The 21,109-nt window shown below is 64.7% G+C and carries 18 protein-coding genes; 3 read left to right on the top strand and 15 right to left on the bottom strand.

From position 1 onward, the window contains the following. Window positions 1-45 precede the first annotated feature (45 nt). A complete protein-coding gene (locus ACZBJS_RS26940) occupies window positions 46-720 on the bottom strand; it encodes a TetR/AcrR family transcriptional regulator (protein ID WP_026191806.1) in 675 nt (224 codons plus the stop codon). Window positions 721-1,117: 397 nt separating this feature from the next. Between ACZBJS_RS26940 and ACZBJS_RS26935 the strand changes: the two genes are divergently transcribed. Beyond that, window positions 1,118-2,617, top strand: a complete 1,500-nt coding sequence (locus ACZBJS_RS26935) for a hypothetical protein (RefSeq protein ID WP_316396086.1) — start codon at window positions 1,118-1,120, stop codon at window positions 2,615-2,617. A 210-nt stretch (window positions 2,618-2,827) separates the two neighbouring features. Here ACZBJS_RS26935 and ACZBJS_RS26930 read toward each other — a convergent pair whose 3' ends face one another. From ACZBJS_RS26930 to ACZBJS_RS26865, 14 genes are all read right to left on the bottom strand, one after another. Next, window positions 2,828-4,027: an ABC transporter substrate-binding protein gene (locus ACZBJS_RS26930; protein WP_316396085.1), complete on the bottom strand. Its 1,200-nt coding sequence runs from the start codon at window positions 4,025-4,027 to the stop codon at window positions 2,828-2,830. A 121-nt stretch (window positions 4,028-4,148) separates the two neighbouring features. Beyond that, entirely contained in the window at window positions 4,149-4,325 is a 177-nt protein-coding gene (locus ACZBJS_RS26925; RefSeq protein ID WP_316396084.1) for a hypothetical protein, read from the bottom strand. A 250-nt stretch (window positions 4,326-4,575) separates the two neighbouring features. Continuing rightward, the gene (gene ftsH, locus ACZBJS_RS26920; RefSeq protein ID WP_057018122.1) at window positions 4,576-6,498 is read right to left on the bottom strand and encodes an ATP-dependent zinc metalloprotease FtsH; all 1,923 of its coding nucleotides are present in this window, start codon (window positions 6,496-6,498) and stop codon (window positions 4,576-4,578) included. Window positions 6,499-6,756: 258 nt separating this feature from the next. After that, complete coding sequence (gene tilS / locus ACZBJS_RS26915; protein WP_316396082.1) at window positions 6,757-7,791, bottom strand: tRNA lysidine(34) synthetase TilS; 1,035 nt, start codon at window positions 7,789-7,791, stop codon at window positions 6,757-6,759. Between the two features lie 52 nt (window positions 7,792-7,843). Then, window positions 7,844-8,884, bottom strand: coding sequence for a tol-pal system protein YbgF (gene ybgF, locus ACZBJS_RS26910; RefSeq protein ID WP_168855424.1), 1,041 nt, complete (start codon window positions 8,882-8,884; stop codon window positions 7,844-7,846). A gap of 250 nt (window positions 8,885-9,134) precedes the next feature. Beyond that, window positions 9,135-9,617: a peptidoglycan-associated lipoprotein Pal gene (pal, locus tag ACZBJS_RS26905; RefSeq protein ID WP_016846948.1), complete on the bottom strand. Its 483-nt coding sequence runs from the start codon at window positions 9,615-9,617 to the stop codon at window positions 9,135-9,137. A 272-nt stretch (window positions 9,618-9,889) separates the two neighbouring features. Further along, entirely contained in the window at window positions 9,890-10,624 is a 735-nt protein-coding gene (locus ACZBJS_RS26900) for an N-acyl amino acid synthase FeeM domain-containing protein (RefSeq protein WP_057018120.1), read from the bottom strand. A 172-nt stretch (window positions 10,625-10,796) separates the two neighbouring features. Beyond that, window positions 10,797-13,121, bottom strand: a complete 2,325-nt coding sequence (locus ACZBJS_RS26895; RefSeq protein ID WP_316396081.1) for a putative bifunctional diguanylate cyclase/phosphodiesterase — start codon at window positions 13,119-13,121, stop codon at window positions 10,797-10,799. Between the two features lie 184 nt (window positions 13,122-13,305). After that, the gene (gene tolB / locus ACZBJS_RS26890) at window positions 13,306-14,631 is read right to left on the bottom strand and encodes a Tol-Pal system beta propeller repeat protein TolB (RefSeq protein WP_028340643.1); all 1,326 of its coding nucleotides are present in this window, start codon (window positions 14,629-14,631) and stop codon (window positions 13,306-13,308) included. A 72-nt stretch (window positions 14,632-14,703) separates the two neighbouring features. Then, entirely contained in the window at window positions 14,704-15,636 is a 933-nt protein-coding gene (locus ACZBJS_RS26885; RefSeq protein ID WP_316396080.1) for a cell envelope integrity TolA family protein, read from the bottom strand. Window positions 15,637-15,666: 30 nt separating this feature from the next. Beyond that, complete coding sequence (locus ACZBJS_RS26880) at window positions 15,667-16,134, bottom strand: biopolymer transporter ExbD (RefSeq protein WP_016846953.1); 468 nt, start codon at window positions 16,132-16,134, stop codon at window positions 15,667-15,669. 34 nt (window positions 16,135-16,168) lie between these two features. Beyond that, window positions 16,169-16,882, bottom strand: a complete 714-nt coding sequence (tolQ, locus tag ACZBJS_RS26875; protein ID WP_016846954.1) for a protein TolQ — start codon at window positions 16,880-16,882, stop codon at window positions 16,169-16,171. 550 nt (window positions 16,883-17,432) lie between these two features. After that, a complete protein-coding gene (gene crcB, locus ACZBJS_RS26870) occupies window positions 17,433-17,819 on the bottom strand; it encodes a fluoride efflux transporter CrcB (RefSeq protein ID WP_057018130.1) in 387 nt (128 codons plus the stop codon). 243 nt (window positions 17,820-18,062) lie between these two features. Beyond that, the gene (locus ACZBJS_RS26865; RefSeq protein WP_016846956.1) at window positions 18,063-18,662 is read right to left on the bottom strand and encodes a superoxide dismutase; all 600 of its coding nucleotides are present in this window, start codon (window positions 18,660-18,662) and stop codon (window positions 18,063-18,065) included. 139 nt (window positions 18,663-18,801) lie between these two features. Between ACZBJS_RS26865 and ACZBJS_RS26860 the strand changes: the two genes are divergently transcribed. Next, window positions 18,802-19,332 carry a GNAT family N-acetyltransferase gene (locus ACZBJS_RS26860; protein ID WP_316396079.1) on the top strand — a complete coding sequence of 177 codons (531 nt, stop codon included), beginning with the start codon at window positions 18,802-18,804 and terminating at the stop codon, window positions 19,330-19,332. 136 nt (window positions 19,333-19,468) lie between these two features. Next, window positions 19,469-20,854: an MATE family efflux transporter gene (locus ACZBJS_RS26855; RefSeq protein WP_316396078.1), complete on the top strand. Its 1,386-nt coding sequence runs from the start codon at window positions 19,469-19,471 to the stop codon at window positions 20,852-20,854. Window positions 20,855-21,109: the final 255 nt, after the last annotated feature.

Raw genomic sequence — 21,109 nt, 5'->3', positions numbered from 1 at the left:
AATGCGACAGAAGTGTTCTTCGCGCGCGTTGGCCTCATCCTGGACTCAGGCGCCGACCAGCGCCTTCGCCGGAGTCGTCGCCTGCACCACGAGGCCACGCGCGCGTGCGTCCATCACGCCGACCGCGCGCAGCGCAAGCAGCGTCACGGTCTGCACCGCGTCACGCAGCTTGATCGGATCGTCGAGATTGGCCGGCGCCAGCGGGCCGACCAGCGCTTCGTGCAGCGCGCCGAGCAAGGCGGTGGCGGCCAGCGCCGTGTCCTGCGCCGGCAGGTGTCCGGCGCGCACCGCGGCATCGATGCGCATGGCCAGCTCGCCGGAAATATCGCGGCGGCTGGCGAGGCGCGAGGCGGTGACGTCGACGTCGACCGGCTCGGCCAAAATGCCCCAGGCGAGCTTGCGCTGCGACAGCACGTGGACCGCGATCGTCGTCACCGCGGCGGCAAGCGCCGATGACGGCCCTGGCGCGGCATCGGCGGCACGCCGGATCGCCGTGAGCTCGTCGCGCGAGACTTCCGTGATCAATTCCGAGATCAGCTCGGCCTTCGACGGGAAATAGCGGTAGACTGTTCCCGCCGCGACATTGGCCCGCACCGCGACGGGTGCGATCTGGACCGCCGCCATGCCGCCTGCCGCCGCCGCGTCCCGCGCAGCCGACAGGATGGCGCTGCGCCGCGCGGCCAGCCGTTTCACGACCTGATGAGTTCGCCGGTAAACCATGGCATTCCGTCCCCCCGCCGTGCGCCCCGGCCGGCGCCCACCGGCAGAACACACGAGTCTTCAACGTTTTGAGCGATTGATCCCGCAATCGCCTGAAGAAGTGAACAACTATTCAGACTGGTTGACAAGCTGGAATTGTAAGGATTTTTTTGCAACCTCTGGTACCACCTCTGATTGAGCCGGCGGTGCTTCGGGCCTCTCCCCGACCGGTTCAGGGCCGCGATGGTAAATCGCCGGCTAAGGTGATCGCTCGAAATCGAGACATCTGATCTTGCACACACTCGCGATATCGCCGCGGCATTTACCCGAATTTATCGGAAGCCGTGGTCGAGTGCGCGCCAGCATCACGCGTGGCGTTGGCTCTGGATGCCCCCGGCCGAAACAAGCAAGAAAGCGCATGTCACTCTCCATCACCAGCAGCGTGAGCAGCCGTAGCGCGGCGCGAGGACTGGTGCCGCTGTGCGCCGCCGTGGGCGCCTATCTGTTTTATCTCTCGGCCGGCGAAATCCTGCTGCGCGATTCCGACACGATGTGGCAGATCCGGGTCGGACAGTGGATCCTCGAACACGGCGCGATGCCGACATCGGACGTGTTCTCGTTCACCCGTTTCGGCGAGCCCTGGATCTCGAGCTCGTGGCTGTCGCAGGTGGTGTACGCGCTCGTATACGGCGGCGATTGGGCCGGGCCGGTGATCCTGTCGTCGATGGCGATCGGCGCGACGGTCGCAATCTTCCTGCATCTGTTGAGCCCGTATTTCGATCCGGCGCGCGCGCTTCTGATCGCGGCGCTGGCGCTGCTGTTGTCGACGATCCACTTCTTGGCGCGGCCGCATGTGTTGGCGCTGCCGGTGCTGCTGGCGTTCATCGGCGGCCTGCTCGTGGCCGCGGATCGCCGCGCCTCACCGTCATGGTGGCTGCTGCCGCTGATGACGCTGTGGGCCAATCTGCATGGCGGCTTCGTTCTCGGCCTGGCGCTGATCGGACCGATCGGACTGGAGGCGGTGTGGAACGCGGAGCCCGGCCGCCGCCGCCAGCTTGTCGTGCGATGGGGCCTGTTCGGCCTCGCCGCGCTGGCCGCGAGCTGCCTGACGCCCTATGGCTGGAACAGCCTGCTCGGCGCGACCAAGATCCTCAGCCTCGGCAAATTGCTGACGCTGATCGGGGAATGGAAGCCGGCCGATTTCAGCAAGCCCAGCTTCTTCGAAGCCACGCTGCTCGGCCTGATCGGCCTGATCTGCTATCGCAGGCTGACGCTGTCGGTGCCGCGGATCCTGCCGCTGCTCGGGCTGATCTGGATGGCGCTGAGCCATGTCCGCAACATCGAGGTATTCGCGTTCATCGCTCCGCTGGTGCTCGCCAAGCCGATCGCCGAGCAATGGGGAACGGCAGGCGCCACCGCCGCCCGCTTCGGAGAAACGCGCGCATTTCCCGTCGTCACGATCCTGGCTGTGATCGTGATGGTGATCGGCGCGTGGGTGACGACGGCGATGTTCGTCGCGCAGCATCAGTTCAAATTCCTCCCGATGTTCTCGCCCGTTGCCGCGGTCGACGTGCTGCAGCAGCACAAGGCGCAACGCGTGTTCAGCACCGCGCCGTTCGGCGGCTACATGGTCAGCCGCGACATGAAGGTGTTCATCGACGGCCGCGCCGAGCTCTATGGCGAGCAATTCGTGCTCGACTATTACGATGCGCTCGACGCCCGCGACGTCGGCCGGCTGCTGGGCCTGCTCGACAAATACCGGATCGATGCCACGCTGCTGAGCTCGGACTCGCCCGCCGGCAACGCGCTGGATCACCTGAAGGGCTGGAAGCGGCTGTACAAGGACGACATCGCCGTGATCCATGTGCGCTCGGACGAGACGAAGACCGGCGCGGCGGCGGCCACGGGTTCGAAGTAGCTTTGCTATTGCGTTGCCTGGAATCGCGCACTGCTGAGCCCGTCATCCTGAGGTGCGAGCCTTGCGGCGCAATTGCGCCGCTGGGCGAGCCTCGAAGGATGAATCGGCCACCAGTCGGGCCGTCGATCCTTCGAGACGCCGCTGCGCGGCTCCTCAGGATGACGGGTTTGAGCCCCGGCGCTCACAGTTCAAGCGCGATCAGCCCCACCCTCAATTCCCTGTCTGAAGCTCGCCGAAGCGATCCCAGGTCTTGCCGTTGAAGCGCATCAGTTGCATCTGATCGACCGGCACGTGGTCGGCCGGCGAGGTGTTGACCTTGATGCCCGGCAGCAACATCGGCAATTCCAGGCCCTTGATCGCGAATGCCTGACGCAGGATGTTCTCGGTCGAGAGATCGTCGCCGCAGGCCTTCAGCACCGCCTCCAGCGCCATCGCGCTGTTGTAGGCGTTGACGTAGTTGGTGTCGTGCTGGTCGCCTTCCGGCACGTATCCGCTCATGAACTCGCGCCAGCCCTTCATGCCGGGATCGTCGCTCCATGCCGGGTCGTCCGGATCCTTCACATAGGCCGTGGAGATGATGCCGGTGCCGGCCTCGAGGCCGGCAGGCTGCATCACGGTCGAGATCCACACCGCTGTGTTGGACAGGAAAGTCATCGGCCGCCAGCCGATTTCAAAGGCCTTGCGGATCGACTGCGCCGCGAATTTCGGCGTCGCCGCGATCACGAAGACGTCGGCATTGGTGGCCTTCAGCTTGACGATCTGGGAGTCAATCGTCGGGTCCGTGATCTCATAGGTCGCAACCGTGACCAGAGACTCATACCTCTCGCCGAGCACGTCCTTGAGGCCGGCGAGATAGTCGCGGCCGTAGTCGTCGTTCTGCGAGATGACGGCGAACCTTGCATTCGGATTCTTCGCCAGCGCATAGCGCGCATAGAGCCGTGCCTCGTAGCGGAACGGCGCCTGCACGCCCATCGTCGCCTGCGGGAATTGCGTGACGTCGCCGAATTTCGAGGCGCCGGAGGCCAGGAACAGCTGCGGGATGTTCTTGCCCTGCAGGTACTTTGCGATCGCGGTGTTGTGCGCGGTGCCGATCGAGGAGAAGATCAGCGCGACCTCGTCGCTCTCGACGAGGCGGCGCGTCTGCTCCACCGTCTTCGGCGGCGCGTAGGAATCGTCCAGCGAGATGAAGTTGATCTTGCGGCCATTGATGCCGCCGCGATCGTTCAGCATCCTGAAATAGCCGGCTTCGCCCTTGCCGAGCGCGCCGAACGCCGACACCGGCCCGCTATAGGGCATGGTCTGGCCGATCCTGATTTCGGTTGATGTGACGCCGCGCATCTCGGCGGCGAGAGAAGACGTGGGCAGCAGCAGGAACGAAATGGCGCCAAGCGCGCCGAATGCCTTGCGCATCGACCTCCCCTCCCCTTTTTCTTGCCGCGCCTTCAGACATCGCGGCTGTGCCGTTTGACGGCTTGGCGGGAGGATGCCACGGCGTTGCAGCGGAGGCCACGGATATTCGAAAGGCGCGATCTCAGCGCTTGCCGCGGTCCTTGACCGGGATCACGAATTTCAGCCCCGACCAGACGTCATCGACCGCACAGACCTTGACGTCGACCAGGCCGTTCGCGAGCCCGGTTGCGCGGACCTCCTTCTCCGTAAGGTCGGTCGCGACACCCGAACTCTTCTTCGGCCACGATACCCAGATCATGCCGTCAGGGGCGATCGCATGACGGTAACGCCGCAGCCTGGCCGCAAGCCCCTCGGCCTTGGCGGCGAACAGGTGCTACGGCATCGAGCGGTGCCCGTGCGGTCTTCGCTACCAGCACATCGGCGGGCAGCTCGCCGACAACGTCGCCATAGGGAACGGACAACCCGTCGACAAAAATACAAAAGCCCGGCTTGAGGCCGAGCTTTTGCACAACTGGTCTGCCGGAAGTGCCGGCCATCGCGGGCGAGGCTTACGCCTGCGGCTGCGGCTCCATGCCGGTGTCCGGATCGGGACGCGGGCGCGGCTTGCCGGCCGGCGGCACGGCGGATGCGCGCGGCGTCGACGGCTCCAGCACCGACTCGCGATTGGGCTTCTTGCCCTTCAAGAGGTCGATGATCTCGTCGCCGGTCAACGTCTCGAACTCAAGCAGGCCCTTGGCGAGCGCCTCGAGGTCCTCGCGCTTCTCGGTGAGGATCTTGGTCGCCTCGTTGTAGCCTTCCTCGACCAGACGCCTGATCTCGGAGTCGATCTTCTGCACGGTCGCCTCGGACGCGTTCTGCGTGCGCGAGACCGACATGCCGAGGAACACCTCGTCCTGGTTCTCGCCGTAGGAGACGGTGCCGAGCTCTTCCGAGAGGCCCCAGCGCGTCACCATCATGCGGGCAAGGCGGGTCGCCTGCTCGATGTCGGAGGCAGCACCCGAGGTCACCTTCTCGCGGCCGAAGATCAGCTCTTCGGCGACGCGGCCACCCATCATGATGGCAAGGCGCGAAGTCATCTGCTCGAGCGACATCGACAGCTTGTCGCGCTCGGGCAGCTGCATCACCATGCCCAGCGCACGGCCGCGCGGAATGATGGTCGCCTTGTGGATCGGATCGGTCGCGACGACGTTGAGGCCGACGATGGCGTGGCCGCCCTCGTGATAGGCCGTCAGCAGCTTCTCTTCCTCGGTCATCACGAGCGACTTGCGCTCGGCGCCCATCATCACCTTGTCCTTGGCCTCTTCGAACTCGGCCTGCGTCACCATCCGCTTGTTGCGGCGGGCGGCGGTCAGCGCAGCCTCGTTGACGAGGTTCATCAGGTCGGCGCCCGAGAAGCCCGGGGTGCCGCGCGCGATGGTCTTGAGGTTGATATCCGGCGCCAGCGGCACCTTGCGAACGTGAACCTTGAGAATCTGCTCGCGGCCGACGACGTCCGGGTTCGGCACCACGACCTGGCGGTCGAAGCGGCCGGGACGCAGCAGCGCGGGATCGAGCACGTCGGGACGGTTGGTCGCCGCGATCAGGATCACGCCCTCATTGGCCTCGAAGCCGTCCATCTCGACCAGCAGCTGGTTCAGCGTCTGCTCGCGCTCGTCGTTGCCGCCGCCGAGGCCGGCGCCGCGATGACGGCCGACCGCGTCGATTTCGTCGATGAAGATGATGCAGGGCGCGTTCTTCTTGGCCTGCTCGAACATGTCGCGGACGCGGCTCGCGCCGACGCCGACGAACATCTCGACGAAGTCAGAACCGGAGATGGTGAAGAACGGCACGTTGGCTTCGCCCGCGACCGCGCGCGCGATCAGCGTCTTGCCGGTGCCGGGAGGGCCGACCAGCAACACGCCGCGCGGAATCCGTCCACCGAGCCGCTGGAATTTGCCGGGGTCGCGGAGGAATTCGACGATCTCCTGCAGGTCCTGCTTGGCCTCGTCGACACCAGCGACGTCCTCGAAGGTGACGCGGCCATGGGCCTCGGTCAGCATCTTGGCGCGCGACTTGCCAAAGCCCATCGCCTTGCCGGCGCCGCCCTGCATCTGCCGCGACAGGAAGATCCACACGCCGATCAGCGCGATGAACGGCAACCAGGAGACGAGCAGCGAGACGAACCACGGCACGTTGTCGCCGGGCGCCTTCGCGGTGATCTGCACCTTGGCGTCAAAGAGGCGCTTCACGAGCGTCGGATCGCTCGGCGCGTAGGTCTGGAAGCTCGTGCCGTTGTTGAAGGTGCCGTGAATCTCCGGTCCCTGGATCACGACGTCGCGGACATGGCCCTGATCGACCTCAGTGAGAAGCTGCGAGAACGAGATGTCCGAGGACGACGAGCGCTGGCCAGGATTCTGGAAAAGCGTGAACAACGCCAGCAACAGCAGGACAATGATGACCCAGAGGGCGAAATTCCGCAGATTGGCGTTCATGGTCTTCCTTCGTGGTCGCGCGGATCGCGGCCTCTCTCTATCCTTGGGCAGGCTCTGTGGGAATCCCCAGGGAATCCATCCCGTCGATGGCATACAATTTAGGTGCCGCTGGGGTAGATGCCAAGGGAACCACGCACGACTATTTACCGCATCCTAGCGCGATTCCCGGTCAAAAAATGGCGCTGAATCCGGTGTTTTTCCGGGGTGGTTAAGCCTCTTTGCCCGATTATGACAGCGATTGAAACAATCGAACCCGGCTCAGCGGGAGCGCCCCCGGCGGGGCGGTGCCGGGCCGATCCTGATCCGGCCGGCGGCGATGCTGATGACCGCTCCGGCAAGGGTCTGTTTCAGCCTGGATTCGCGTTTTCCCAAAGTCCCATCCAAGGCCTCGTCCATCGCGGCGACCAGGGTTTCGACCTTGCCGAGCTCGGCCGGGCCCTCATGTCCGACGCGGTCGATGGCGCGCTTGAGCAGACGGACGCGGATTTCCTCGGGCATTACTGCGAACAGTGCAGCATCGAAGCCCGCGCCGGAGTTATCCTCGCTCTTCAACGCAAGATAGTGCTCGGCGCCGTCGACCAGCACCTCCAGCGCGGCGTTGGCGCGCGCGATCCGCGCGGCAAGCCGCGCCAGGTTCCGCGCGTCGCCGCCCTCCGCCGCGAGCATCGGCATCAGCGCGCGCAACCGTGGACGCGTGTAGGATCGATCGCGGTTGGTCGGATCGTCGGCAGAGCCGATGCGCGCCTTCTTCAGCGTCGCGATCAGCTGGGCCTTGGAGATGTCGAGCAGCGGCCGTGTCAGCAAGACGCCGTCGCGCTCGGTCTCGCGCGCCATTGCCGAAAGGCCCGCAACGCCGCTGCCGCGCAGCATCCGCATCAACAGCGTCTCGGCCTGATCGTCACGGGTGTGCGCGGTCAAAATATGCGTGGCGCCATGCTTGCGTGCGGCCTGCGCGAGCAGTCGGTAGCGGGCCGCGCGCGCGGCCGCCGGCACGCCGGTTCCAGGCTTTGGTCCAGTCCAACGCAACGTGTGATGCGGCAGCTCGAGACTTCGCGCCAGCCGCTTGACGTCGCGCGCCTCGCGAGCCGCTTCAGGACGCAGGCCGTGATCGACCGTGACCGCCACCAGCCGCGGTCCCTGCGCGAGCGCGCGGCGCCAGCGCGCGGCGAGCCACATCAGCGCGACTGAATCGGGACCGCCGGACACCGCAAGCAGGAGCGCCGGCGCGCCCGCAAGGCCTGCGAACAGGCGCTTGGCGTCCCTTGCCGGGATGGCGGATTGATCGTCGGGCATCGCAAAACCAGCTGCTGGCGGAGAGGCCGGAAGCGGCCTTCCCGCATCTGGTTTAGCACTTCACGCGCTTCTGCTCGCGGTCAACCGCAGCCTTGACCCCGCCGGACGCGCGCGGGTACTTCCGCGTGATCTCGCCGAACGCGGCGCAGGCCGCTTCCTTCTCCTTCAGCGCCGCCAGCGACTGGCCGAGCCGCAGCAGGGCGTCGGGCGCCTTCGCGGACTTGTCGAACTTGGTGGTCACGCCGAGGAAGGTCTCCGCAGCATCGCGATATTGCTGGCGCTGGAAATAGCTTTCGCCGAGCCAGTATTGCGAGTCCGCCACCAGGGGATCGTTCGGATACTTCTGGCCGAAGTTCTTCATTGTCTCTTCGGCGAGCGCATAGTCCTTGCGCTGCATATAGCCGATGCCGAGGTCGAACTCGTCCTTCGACGTCGCCGACGGCGGCAGCGTGGTCAGGGCTGCGCTCGCGCCGGGCGCACGCTGCGGGCTGGTGTTGCCGAGATTGAGCGGCTCGCCTGCGCCACGGCCGCCGGGCGCACCAACCGCCGCCTCACTGGGCATCGGCATCCCGCCGCCGCCAAGTGCGCGCGGCGCCCCTGGGGCATTCGGGTTCTGGTTCGGATCGAAGGCATCGCCGCGGCCGCGGCGGCCGGAAGCCGCCGGCGCCGGCTCCTGCGCGATCGGCGCAGGCGCCGCGATCTGCTGCTGCTGGTCATAGCCGCCCTGCGGCGGCCTGCCATATCCTTGCTGCGGCTGGCCGTAGCCTTGCTGGGGCTGGGCGTAGCCCGGCTGCGCTTGCGGGTAGGCCTGCGGCGGCTGCGCCGGTGGCGCCGCCGCAACGGGTTGGCCCGCCGGAGCCTGTCCAGCTGGGCCGGGCGGTTGCCCGCCAAGCTGCCGCAGCCGCTCCTCGAGCTGGCGGTTACGGTATTGCAGTTCCTCGTTCTGGCCGGTCAGCTGCCGCAGCTGGTTCTCGAGCCGCTCGATCCGCATTTCAGCATCGGAATCGTCGGATTGGGCAAACACTGGCGCGGAAACGGCGAGCAACGCCGCGATCGCCGCGGCGGAGGAAAGAAAATGAATCCTGGATGACATTTTGCCCTGACGACGAGATCGACGTGAAAAGCGAGCGACATTGAAAGACGGAGTACGCCGGAATTGTGACTGGCACTTCAAATCCGGGACAGCGTCGCGGGATACCGGTTTAGTACGGACGCTGGAACAAGCAAGCGGCCAATTGCGCGCAGCTTCGTTCATCTTGATGACGGCGGGCCGGGCCTTCATGCGGCAAAAACAAAACCGGCGCCCGAAGGCGCCGGCTTGAAAACACTCATTCAGGATCGCGTCAGGAGCTGGCGTTCAGCACGGTGACGGCACGACGATTCTGCGACCAGCAGGAGATGTCGTTACAGACCGCGACCGGACGCTCCTTGCCGTAGGAAATGGTGCGCATGCGGCTCGGATCGATGCCGCGCGAGGCGAGGTAAGCGCGGACCGACTGGGCACGCCGGGCACCGAGCGCGATGTTGTATTCGCGCGTGCCGCGCTCGTCGGCATGACCTTCGATGGTGAAGGAGTAACGATTATAGGTCTGCAGCCACTGCGCCTGCTTGTCGAGGGTCGCCGTCGCCTGCGGGCTGAGATCGGTCTGATCGCTCTCAAAGAACACGCGGTCGCCGACATTGACCACGAAATCCTGCTGGCTGCCCGGGGTCGCGGCGCCCCCAATCGCGCCATTGGCGTCCAACGGGTTCTTGTTGGCACAGGCACCCATCGACAGCGCCACCGCCAGAACCGCAACCAGCTTCATACCCTGGAGATAATTCATTCCCGGAGCCTCCACGCTCGCGCTCTTCGTACTACCCAATCGGTCTACAGGGCGATGGTTAAGCGAACGTTCCGTCAACCTTGACGAGACCTTGCTGAACCCCATCAAATGCCAGGCAATGGCGAAAAGCGCCCCCGATGGTTAATGGGTGGCAAATGTGGCGCGATGGTGAAGGGGAGGCAAGGTTCGCGGGAACCGGCCGCTTTTGCAGGACAATTTGGCCTGCGCGCAACAGTCGATCGACACTGACTCGATGAGAATGGCCGATTCCCTCAGGGATTCGGCACGATCGAAGCGCGCTCGAACGGCTGCACGAAGCCGTCGGGCTGCAACTGGCCTTCGCGGTCGAACAGCATGCGCCGCTCGAAGGCGCTGGAGCGCAGGAAGGGATAGCGGGCCAGCACGCGTTCCCGCACCGTCGGCAAATGCGACGCCATCAAGCCGACCGGCTTCACCAGCCCGGGATAAAGCCGCGGCTCCGACCAGGTCTCGTGCAGGAACACACGCCGGTAGAACGCCATGTGCTCGGGCCGGACCGGCGCCAGGCCGTAATCGGCGTTGAAGTGCACGCCCGCGGTCGAGCCGAGGCGCACGGTGACATAGGGCAGTTCCGGAACGTTCCGGGCCTTTTCGGGATCCGCGACGAAGCGCGTCGAGTCGATGAAGACCAGACCCTGATCAAGCTTGGGCAGCAGCACGTCGCCGAACACCTCGAGCGTCGGCGAGGTACGCCATTCCGGCGTCACCACGGTGATGCGGATCGAGCTGCAGAGTTCGCCTTGCAGATAGACACCGAACACCCAGGCATTCGGCGCATCATCGAACTGATCGACAACCCGCTCGTCCGCCGAGGGCCGGATCGCACCTTCGCGCAGATAGGCGCGATAGCGAAGCCGGTAGATCTCGTCTTTCTGTTCCGGGGTCTGAGCGAGGCGGTAATCGACTTGATCCAGAGGGTCCGCAAGCCTTCCTGTCGCGGGCTTGATGGCTTCGGCCGCGGACCTCATTTGGTACTCCCTGAACAACGCAACAACTTCAACGCGCGGCCAAAAGATTAACAGCTTCTTAATTTCCGTCAAAGCAATCGAGGCAATACAGTTAACCTCTCGCCGCAAGGGCACACTACGAATGGTGCAGCCGAAGGCTCTCACAACTATCGATTGAGGGTATTGCGCCGGGTCAAGCGATCGAGCGCGAGGGAACCACGTGCAGTTGCTCGTCGGTCCGCCGGCCGTGCGAGGCATTGAGCAGCTGGCGGATGCGGACGGAGGGAACCGGCCGGCTGAACAGGTATCCCTGTGCTTCGGTCACCGCGCCATCGGCGCTGATCAGTTCGAGCTGCTCATTGGTCTCGATGCCCTCGACCACCACCGACATGCCGAGATCCGCCGACAGCCGCGCCACCCCGCGCAGCAGGGTCAGCGGACGGTCGCTGTCGATGCCTTCGAGGAAGGAGCGGTCGATCTTGACCTTCTGCAGCGGGAAATTGTGCAGGTAGCTGAGCGACGAGTAGCCGGTGCCGAAATCGTCCAGCGAGATCCGCACGCCGAGCGAGCGCAACTGGGACAGCAAGTCGTGGGTCAGCTCGGTGTTGTGCAGCAGCGAGGATTCGGTGATCTCGATCTCGAGCCGGTGCGCCGGCAGGCCGGAGACCTCGAGCGCGTAGCGAACCTCGCTCAGCACGTCGCGCTGGTGGAACTGCTGCGGCGAGAAGTTGACCGCGACGCTGACCGCCTCGGGCCACTTCATGCATTCCATGCAGGCCTTGCGCAGGATCCAGCGGCCGAGATCGACAATCAGGCCCATGTCCTCGGCAACGGGAATGATGTCGACCGGAGAGACCGTGCCGCGTGCCGGATGGTTCCAGCGTAGCAGCGCCTCGCAGGTGCTCACCTTGCCGGACTTCAGGTTGATCAGCGGCTGGTAGAACAGCTCGAACTCCTCGTTGGCGAGCGCCTTGCGCAGGTCGAGCTCGAGGATGCGGCGGGCCTCGACGGTTTGCGCCATCTCGTCGCGGAAGAAGCAGAAGGTACCGCGGCCGTCGGCCTTGGCGCGGTAGAGCGCCATGTCGGCGTTCTTCAGCAGCGTGTCGGCGCCGACGCCGGGCGCGGTCATCGCGATGCCGACGCTGGCGCCGATCTCGACCAAATGGTTGTCGATCTTGTAACGCTCGCTGAGGCGGTCGACGATGCGCCGAGCCAGCGCCGCAGCGTCCTCGTGCGAGTGGATGTTCTGCTGGAACACCACGAACTCGTCGCCGCCGAACCGCGCCACGAAATCCTCCGGCCGCAGCATCTCGCGCAGCCGCTCGGCGACCGCGCAGAGCAGCTGGTCGCCGCAGGGATGACCGAGCGTATCGTTGACCTGCTTGAACTGGTCGAGGTCGACGAACAGCAATGCGGAGCGATGGTCGCCGTGCTGCATGGCGAGCAGCCGGCCGATTTCGTCGCGGAAATTGACGCGGTTGGGCAGCGCGGTCAGCTCGTCGTAGCGCGCGAGGTGGCTGATCCGGGCCTCGGCGTCCTTGCGCTCGGTGATGTCCTCGACCAGCACCACCGTGCCGCCGCCGGCCATCGGCTGGAAAGTCCAGTCGAGCGAGCGGTTCTTGGTTGGGTCGGGATCGCTGGTGACGATATCGCCGCGCTGCGAGCTCTCGATCTCGTAGAGGATCTGCTGTGCGGCCGCGGCCGAGATCGAGCCGGACAGGACACAGGCGTTGCAGATGTCGGTCGCGCTGGCGCCGCGCTGCACGAAATCGTCCGACAGCTTCATCATCTCGATGAAGCGGTGGTTCATCACCGCAACGCGGCCGTCGGCGCTGAACATGCACAGGCCGTGCGGCATGTTGTTCAGCGCGGTATCGAACTGGCCCGCCAGCGCGGCCTCGCGCTCCTTGGCGATCCAGGCGTTGACGTAGATGCGCTGCAGGCTGGAGGTCAGATGCCGGATGGCGCTGAAGAACACCAGGCTGAGCAGTGCAAGGGCGATGTGATAGGGGCCGCCGACATACATCAGCGCCAGGATCAGGGGACCGATCGACATCAACAGATGCAGGTGGAAGATCTGCGGCCGGCCGAAGGTCCGCCCTACCCCCGCCGAGGTGTAGGCGACCACCGTGGTCACGCACAGCATGTGCGCGGCGGCATCATTGGTCGTGAGCAGCACGGTGACGCCCCAGATGCCGAGCGAGATGCCGTAGGCGATGGTGCCGATCCGGTAACGCTTCTCCCAGGTCACGGACTCTTCGACGGTGAGCCGGGAATTGCGCTGCTGGTAGCGGTACATCTGCAGCGCGCGCGCCAGCCCCACCACGATGAACAGCGGCACGCATAGCCAGCACAACAGATTGCTCGTGACAGCCGCAATCACGGCGCCCGCAATGGCGGGACCGAAGGCGCCGAAAATCATGGGCGCTGGGTTCATGAACAGGGAATCGACCAGTGCCGCCGAAATCGTCGGCGACATCGACCGGTCCGGTTCACCCGTCTGACTTGCAAACTGCATTGTGAGAGCGCGCGTCCTTTTCAGCTCGCACTCTTACTGATCGCAGGTGAAGTCTTTCTGAGCGAACATCGTTAGCAAGTCCTTGCCGCGCCCAGGCGACGACCGGAATTCACTATAAAATTCAGTGCGCTAGGTGAGAAGTGCTGACCGCCGCCGAGGTTCCCGGAGCAGCTCTGCACCCGGCTCACGACAACAGCGGCGACCAGGCCGGGTCGGAGGCAAAGCCCGGGGTCGGTACCCGCAGCTCGTTGCGGCCGGAGACGTCGATGGTGAACAGCGACGGGCCGCTGTTGCCGCCGGGATCGCGGAAAAACATCACGACGCGCCCGTTCGGCGCAAAGGTCGGGCCTTCATTGTGGAAGCCCGAGGTCAGGATGCGCTCGCCCGAACCGTCGGGTTTCATGATGCCGATCGCGAACTGCCCGCCGCCCTGCTTGGTGAAGGCGATGTAGTCGCCGCGCGGCGACCAAACCGGCGTCGAATAGGTGCCGTCGCCGAACGAGATGCGCTGTGCACCGCCGCCGGTTGCCGGCATCACGTAGATCTGCGGCTTGCCACCGCGATCCGACTCGAAGCACAGCCGCGTGCCGTCGGGCGCGTAGGACGGCGAGGTGTCGATCGCCGGCGTGTCGGTCAGCCGCGTCATCGACTTCGAGCGGAGATCCATCACGAACAGGTTGGAGTTGCCGCCCTGCTGCAGGCTCATGATGACGCGCTGGCCGTCGGGCGAGAAGCGCGGCGAGAACGACATGCCCGGGAAGTTGCCGACGATCTCGCGCTGGCCGGTCTCGATGTTGAGCAGATAGACGCGCGGGTCGCCCTGCCCGAATTCCATATAGGTGATTTCCTGGGTCGACGGCGAGAAGCGCGGCGTCAGCACGAGATCCGAGCCGCGGGTCAGGTAGCGCACATTGGCGCCGTCCTGGTCCATCAGCGCGAGCCGCTTGACGCGGCGATCCGCCGAGCCGCTCTCGTCGACGAACACGACGCGGGTATCGAAATAACCCTTCTCGCCGGTCAGCCGCTCGTAGATCTGGTCGGAGATGATGTGGGCGATGCGCCGCCAGTATTCGGCCGAGGTGTCGTACTGCTGGCCGGCGAGCTGCTGGCCGGTGTTGACGTCCCAGAGCCGGAACTCCGCCTTGACGCGCCCGTTGCCCTGGCGCGTCATGCGGCCGGTCACCAGCGCCTGCGCGTTGATGCTCTTCCAGTTGTTGAAGTTCGGCGCCGCGTCGATGTTGATCTGCTTCTCGAGATAGGCCGCCTGATCGATCGGCGCAAACAGGCCGCTGCGCTTCAGATTGTTGGTGATCACCTGCGTCACGCCGACACCGACCTCGGTGTCCCCGGGCGTACCGGCGGCGAAGTTCGGGATCGCGATCGGCAGCGGCGCGAAGTCGCCTTCCGGAATGACGACGCGCTTCTGTGCAAAGGCGCTGCGGCTTCCGGCCAGCACGCCAAGGGCAGCCATTCCGGAGATCATCTGTCGGCGGTCGAGGCGAAACGTCATTGTACGCAAATCGTTCTGGTCGGTCATTGTCCGTAGACTTTGTTTGCTATTGGCCAAGCGACGCCGTCGCCCTCAGGTCTTTCGCTCTGTGAACACCGGCGCAAAATACTTCCATTCGTCGAAGAAGGCCGCCGGCAGATTGTACGGCTGGCATTCGATGATCGCCCGCAGCGCGCTCTCCTGATAGACGCGCAGATAGGGCGTCGCCGGCGTGCCTTCCGGCACCGGCATGCCCTCGAGCGAGCCGTCACGCTTCAGCTTGATCGAGAACACCGCCTCGGTCTGCTGCGCCTCGATGCCGCCATAGGGCTTCTTCCAGCAGCGCTCGACCTGCTGCTTGAACATCGCGCCCCAGGTCGCGGAGTTGTCGGCAGCCTTGCCCTTCGCGGTGCCGAGCGCCGCATTGGCATTGAGCGTATCGCCGGTCGCCGCGGCCCGCGTCGGGTCACGCTTGTCGAGCAGGGCTGCGATCTTGCTCTGGTCGAACACGCGATCCTTCGGCTTCTGCTCCGGCGGCGGCTTGGCGGCCTGTGCGACCGGCTTCGGCGGCGGCTTCTTCTCTTCCTTCTTGATCGCTTCCGCGATCGGGTCGGGCTTCACCGGATCGGGTTTCTTCTCGACCGGCTTCGGCTCTTCCTTCGGCTTGTTCTCGACCTTCTTCGGCGGATCCGGCTTCTTGTCTTCCGGCTTCTCCACCTTCGGCGCCGGCTGCGGCGCGGTGTCGGTCACGACAGGGGGCTTTTTCTCCTCGACCTTGCCGACGGTGTCGTCGACCGGCTTGGCTTCAGAGACCTTGTCGACCAGCGGCTTGGGATTTTCCTTCTTGCCGTCCTTCTGACCGGCCATGACATGCGAGAGCTGGTCGGGCGAGATCACGTCGACGGCAACCGATTCCTCTTCGGGCATCACGTACGCCTTGGTCGACCACGACACGAGGCCCCACCCGATCACGAGGACGTGCAGGACAATCGATGCCGCCAGAGTCTTGTCGACCTTGACCTTCAAATCAGGCTTCCCCGTGCCTTGGCATGGTGGTTATCCGCCTTCCGGGATGATGACGATATTCGCCTTGAATCCCGCGGCCCGGACCTCCCCGAGCAGTTTCATCATATCCGTGTAACAGACGTCCTTGTCGCCACGCAGATAGACCACTTTTTCGGCATCCGACCGGGCGTCACCGATCGCCTTGATCTTGGCCGGAAAATCGGCGGCCGTGACCGGCGCGTCACCCAGATAGAGCTCGACATTCGAGTTGCAGCCGCCGCCGGTGCGCTTGACCGACAATGTCAGCGGCGGCTGGTTCGACGAGATCGACTTGCCGCCGCTCGCCACCGGCAGGTCGATGTCGATGTTCGACGTCATCAGCGGCGCCGCGACCATGAAGATGATCAGCAGCACCAGCATCACGTCGACCATCGGCGTGACGTTGATCTCGGCCATGACCGGCTTGCGGCCGCCGCGGCGGCGTCTGCCACCGCCGGACCCTGCCATGCTCATCGCCATGATCGCGCACCCGCAAAAGTGACCATCATCTAACTCAACCCCGCTCGTCGATCTGACGGGACAGGATGGCGGAGAACTCGTCGGCGAAGCCCTCCAGGCGCGCGGCCTGCCGGTTCACCTCCGAAGTGAACTTATTGTAGAAAATAGTCGCCGGAATTGCGGCAATCAGGCCGATTGCAGTGGCAAACAGCGCTTCCGCGATACCGGGCGCCACCACCGCCAAAGAGGTGTTTTTGGAGGCCGCGATCGACTGGAAGCTCGACATGATGCCCCAGACGGTGCCGAACAGGCCGACAAAGGGGCCTGCCGAGCCCACGGTGGCGAGCACCAGCAGCCGGCGTTCCAGCCGCTCCACCTCCCGGGCGATCGAGACGTTCATGACCTTCTCGATCCGCGCCTGCAGGCCGGCAAAGGACCGCGACTGGCTCTCGAAGGAGCGCTTCCACTCCCGCATCGCCGCGACGAAACAGGCCGCCATCGACTGGGTCGGCTTGGCCGAGAGGGCCCGGTAGAGTTCCTCGATCGACTGGCCGGACCAGAACGCCTGCTCGAACTTGTCCATGGCCCGCTTGGTGCGGGCGTAGAGCAGGATCTTGTCGATTGCGATCGCCCAGACCCACACCGAGCAGGACAGAAGTCCCAACATCACGCATTTGACGACCCAATGGGCCTGCCAGAACAGCGCGATCAGCGACACGTCGCTCGATGCCAGTGGCAGAGTTGACTGAGCCACGTCGGCGGGATTCATCGGCAATATCCTCTCAACGCAAGTGTCCCAATTCGGCGGGCCGCCAATCGGCACCCCTTCCACGGCCGCGCGCCCGGCGCGGCAAAACTGCGCGAGAGCCTCTTACATCTGTCGCATGGGGGGCCCGTCCAAAGCCGCGCCCTGCTTCCCCTGCCAACATGTCAAAACGAGGGCTTTTCACGCGTCATTCCGACCCTAACCAAACGCTAATCATGGTTAAGGCGAGGTTACCAAAGGGAAATTTGGAGGCGGGAAATGCCGCCGGCCGGGGAGGTTGGCGGGTTCCACAGATGAACAGTTTCCGCATGGAAGGTGACGAGACCCCTTCCCACGTCGTCCTGGCGAAAGCCAGGATCCATAACCACCGCACTCAGTGATGAACGGGATCGCGGCCCCAGCGCGCGCAACATTTGAGACTTGGGGTAATGGATCCCGGCCTTCGCCGGGACGACGGGAAGGATGGTTCTCGATTCAAGTTGCCACACCACGCGGTGTCATCACCCGCATGCGGGTGATCCAGTATTCCAGAGACGGCGGTCCCGAGTGCATCTCACGTCAAATGCCTGATGATCGCGAGCCCGGCGAACAGGCCGGCGATCGAGAGAGCGACCGAGCCCGCGACATACAACACCGCAAGGCCGAGCTCGCCGCGCTCGTAGAGCAGCGCGGTGTCGAGCGAGAAGGCGGAGAAGGTGGTGTAGCCGCCGAGGATGCCGGTCATCAAAAATAGCCGCCAGGGCTGCGAGGCGTCGCCCTTGAAGGCGAGATAGCCGGCGATCAGGCCCATCACGGTCGAGCCCGTGATGTTGATGATGAAGGTGCCGTAGGGAAACGCGGTGCCGATGCAGCGCGCGCAGGTGACGTTGATCAGCTGGCGCAACGTGGCACCGAGACCGCCGCCGAAGAAGACTAGGAGATAGCTTGCCGCGTTACCCACCAATGCCCCCGCTGGTGTGTCGAGTGAGGGCGCATCTTGCCGCACACTCAAATCACCCACCCCTGAAAGGGGAGGGTCGATGCGAATGAAATGAGCGGCGGGGCGGGGTCACAGTCTCTCCATTGAGAGACTGCTCGTGCTGAGAGATGACCCCTCCCCGTTTCGCATTTCGCTTCGCTGCATGCGAAACGACCCTCCCCTTTCAGGGGAGGGTGAAGAAATATGCGACGGTCGAAGCCGCGCTTAGCCGGCCTTGCCGAACAGCTCGTCGACATAGTCCCAGTTGACGAGGTTTTCGACGAACGCCTTCAGATAGTCCGGACGGCGGTTGCGGTAGTCGATGTAGTAGGAGTGCTCCCAGACGTCGACGCCGAGGATCGGCACCGCGCCGTGGACCAGCGGGTTCTCGCCGTTCGGAGTCTTGGCGACCTCGAGCTTGCCGCCCTTGACCTGCAGCCAGGCCCAGCCGGAGCCGAACTGACCGGCGCCGGCAGCGGCGAAGTCGGCCTTGAACTTGTCGAAGCCGCCGAGGTCCTCGTTGATTTTCTTCTCGAGCCGGCCGGGCAGCTTGCTGCCGCCGCCATTCGGCTTCATCCACTTCCAGAAATGGATGTGGTTGTAGTGCTGACCGGCATTGTTGAAGACGGCCGCGTTCTTGCCGAACGAACCCTTCACGATCTCCTCGAGGGACTTGCCTTCGAATTCGGTCCCCTTGATCGCGTTGTTGCCGTTGGTGACGTAGGCTTGGTGATGCTTGTCGTGGTGAAACTCCAGCGTTTCCTTGGACATGTAGGGAGCAAGGGCGTCGTGGGCGTAGGGCAGATCGGGTAGCGTGAAGGTCATGGGGTAATGTCCAACAGAGGGTGGGAGACTACACTTAACGGGCCCCCCTTATAGAAGGTTCCATGGCGGAGAAACACCGCATTTTCGGATCGCCCATGACAGATCGGCACAGCCCGAACCAAGACCAAGGACCCAGACGATGAGCATCGAAATCGACATTCTCAACGGAGGTGCGTCGTGGCGGCGCGCCGAGCCGCTGCTCCAGGCGGTCTGGAGCCCGGATGCCGCCGAGAAGCCGGTCTGGGCGGACATCAAATGGGCCCACGCGGATTTGCGCGTACTGCTCGATGCGCCCGACGACAGCGGGCTGGCCTGCCATGTCGGTATCTATTTCCGGACCATCACCTGGAATGGCCACAAGGTGCATGTCGGCGGCATCGGCGGAGTCTCGACCCGTGCGGACTGCCGGCGGCGCGGCTATGCGTCACTGGCGTTAGATGCCGCCGTGCACACCATTCGTGCCAACGACGCGGTGAAATTTGCAATCTTATTCTGCGAGCCGCACAATTTCGCGTTCTACCAGGCGCGCGGCTGGCATCCCTTCAGCGGCGAAGTCTATTGCGAACAGCCTTCCGGGCAGATCCGCTTTGAGGCGATGGCGCCGTTCGTCAACGACATCGTCCGCGCGCCGCGCCAGGGCAAGATCGACCTATGCGGCCTGCCGTGGTGACCCCTGCATCGGCGGCGGTGGCGATGATCGGTGCAACATCGTAACATGTCGATCATCATTTATTGATTGCGAGCCCGGTTCACTGACGTTGGATTGCAGTGCGCCCCTCTCCCGCTTGCGAAGTGAGCCGTGACGCATGACCATTGATGCCTCGATCGACGACGTGCAGCCGGCCACGCCCGCGCCCGCCACGCCGGTCAATGACCTGCTGACCGCGCCGATCCTGCCGACGCTGCTTCGCCTCGCGATCCCGAACACCATCGCCATGTTCGGCTCGACGCTGGTCGCGGTGGCCGAGACCTCTTACATCGGCCGGCTCGGCACCGAGCCGCTGGCCGGCATTGCGCTGGTGTTTCCGTTCGCGATGCTGACGCAGATGATGTCGGCCGGCGCGATGGGCGGCGGCGTCTCGTCGGCGATCAGCCGCGCGCTCGGCGCCGGCGACCGCGACCGCGCCGCCGATCTGGCGCTGCATGCGGCAATCATCGGCGGATGCGCCGGACTGTTCTTCACCGTGATGATGCTGGGCTTCGGCCGAAACTTCTATGCGCTGCTCGGCGGACATGGCGGCGTGCTCGAGCAGTCGATGCATTACTCGCAGGTGCTGTTCTCCGGCGCGATCTCGATCTGGCTGGTCAACACGCTCGCCTCCGTGGTGCGCGGCACCGGCGACATGCGGATTCCCTCGATGACTCTGATCACGGTCTCGATGATCCAGATCGCGGTCGGCGGCGTGCTGGGTCTCGGGTTGTTCGGCATGCCCGGTCTCGGCATGCGCGGCGTCGCCGCCGGACAGCTCACGGCCTTCACGTGTGGTGCGATCTTCCTCGCCTGGTATCTCGCCTCTGGCCGCAGCCGGTTGAAACTCGACTTCGCCGCCTTCAGCTTCCAGCGCGCGATGTTCCTCGACATTCTCAAGGTCGGCGCGATCTCCTGCCTGTCGCCGCTGCAGAGCGTGCTGACCATCCTGATCTTCACCAAGATCCTGGCCAGCTTCGGCACCGAGACGCTGGCCGGTTACGGCATGGGCTCGCGGTTGGAGTTTTTGCTGATCCCGATCGCGTTCGCGGTCGGCGTCGCCTCGGTGCCGATGGTCGGCATGGCGATCGGCGCGGGACTCGTGACCCGCGCCCGCAAGGTGGCGTGGACCGCCGGCACCGTCGCCGGACTTGTCGTTGGCTTCGTCGGACTTGTGGTCGCGCTCAAGCCGACGCTGTGGATTGCGCTGTTCACCACCGATCCCGGCGTGACCGCCGCGGCTTCGTCCTATTTCGCGCTGGCCGGCCCGGGCTTCGGCTTCTTCGGCGTCGGCGTCTGTCTCTATTTCTCCTCGCAGGGCGCGGCCAAGGTCGGCGGACCGGTGCTGGCCGGCACCATCCGCCTGCTGCTAGTCGGCATCGGCGGCTGGTGGCTCGCTACCGTGAGCGCCCCGGCGTGGACGCTGTTTGCGCTGGTCGGCGGTGCAATGGTGGCGTTCGGCCTCGCCACCATCATTTCGATCCGGCTGACCCGCTGGGGATAAATACGACGCAGCGCCCTCGCACCGGAGCGTTGCCTGAGCATGACTGCTCCGGAAACAGGCACCAAATTTTGTCGGGACCGCGCTCACCTGATCGCGCGAATATGACATTGCAGAAATTCTTCGGCTTGCTATGCAGGCCGACCTCTAATCTTACTGAGTCAGAAAGCCGCGATCTGGAGGGTTGAGAATCGCATATTAAGGGAGATTCAACGTGGTCGAGGAGGCCGAGATGGATCGCCGAGGGAGAGGAACCAG

It is taken from the genome of Bradyrhizobium sp. KZN70725, from assembly GCF_055264925.1.
The sequence above is the reverse complement of the archived record's forward strand: the minus strand, read 5'-3'. Positions and strand labels throughout refer to the sequence as shown.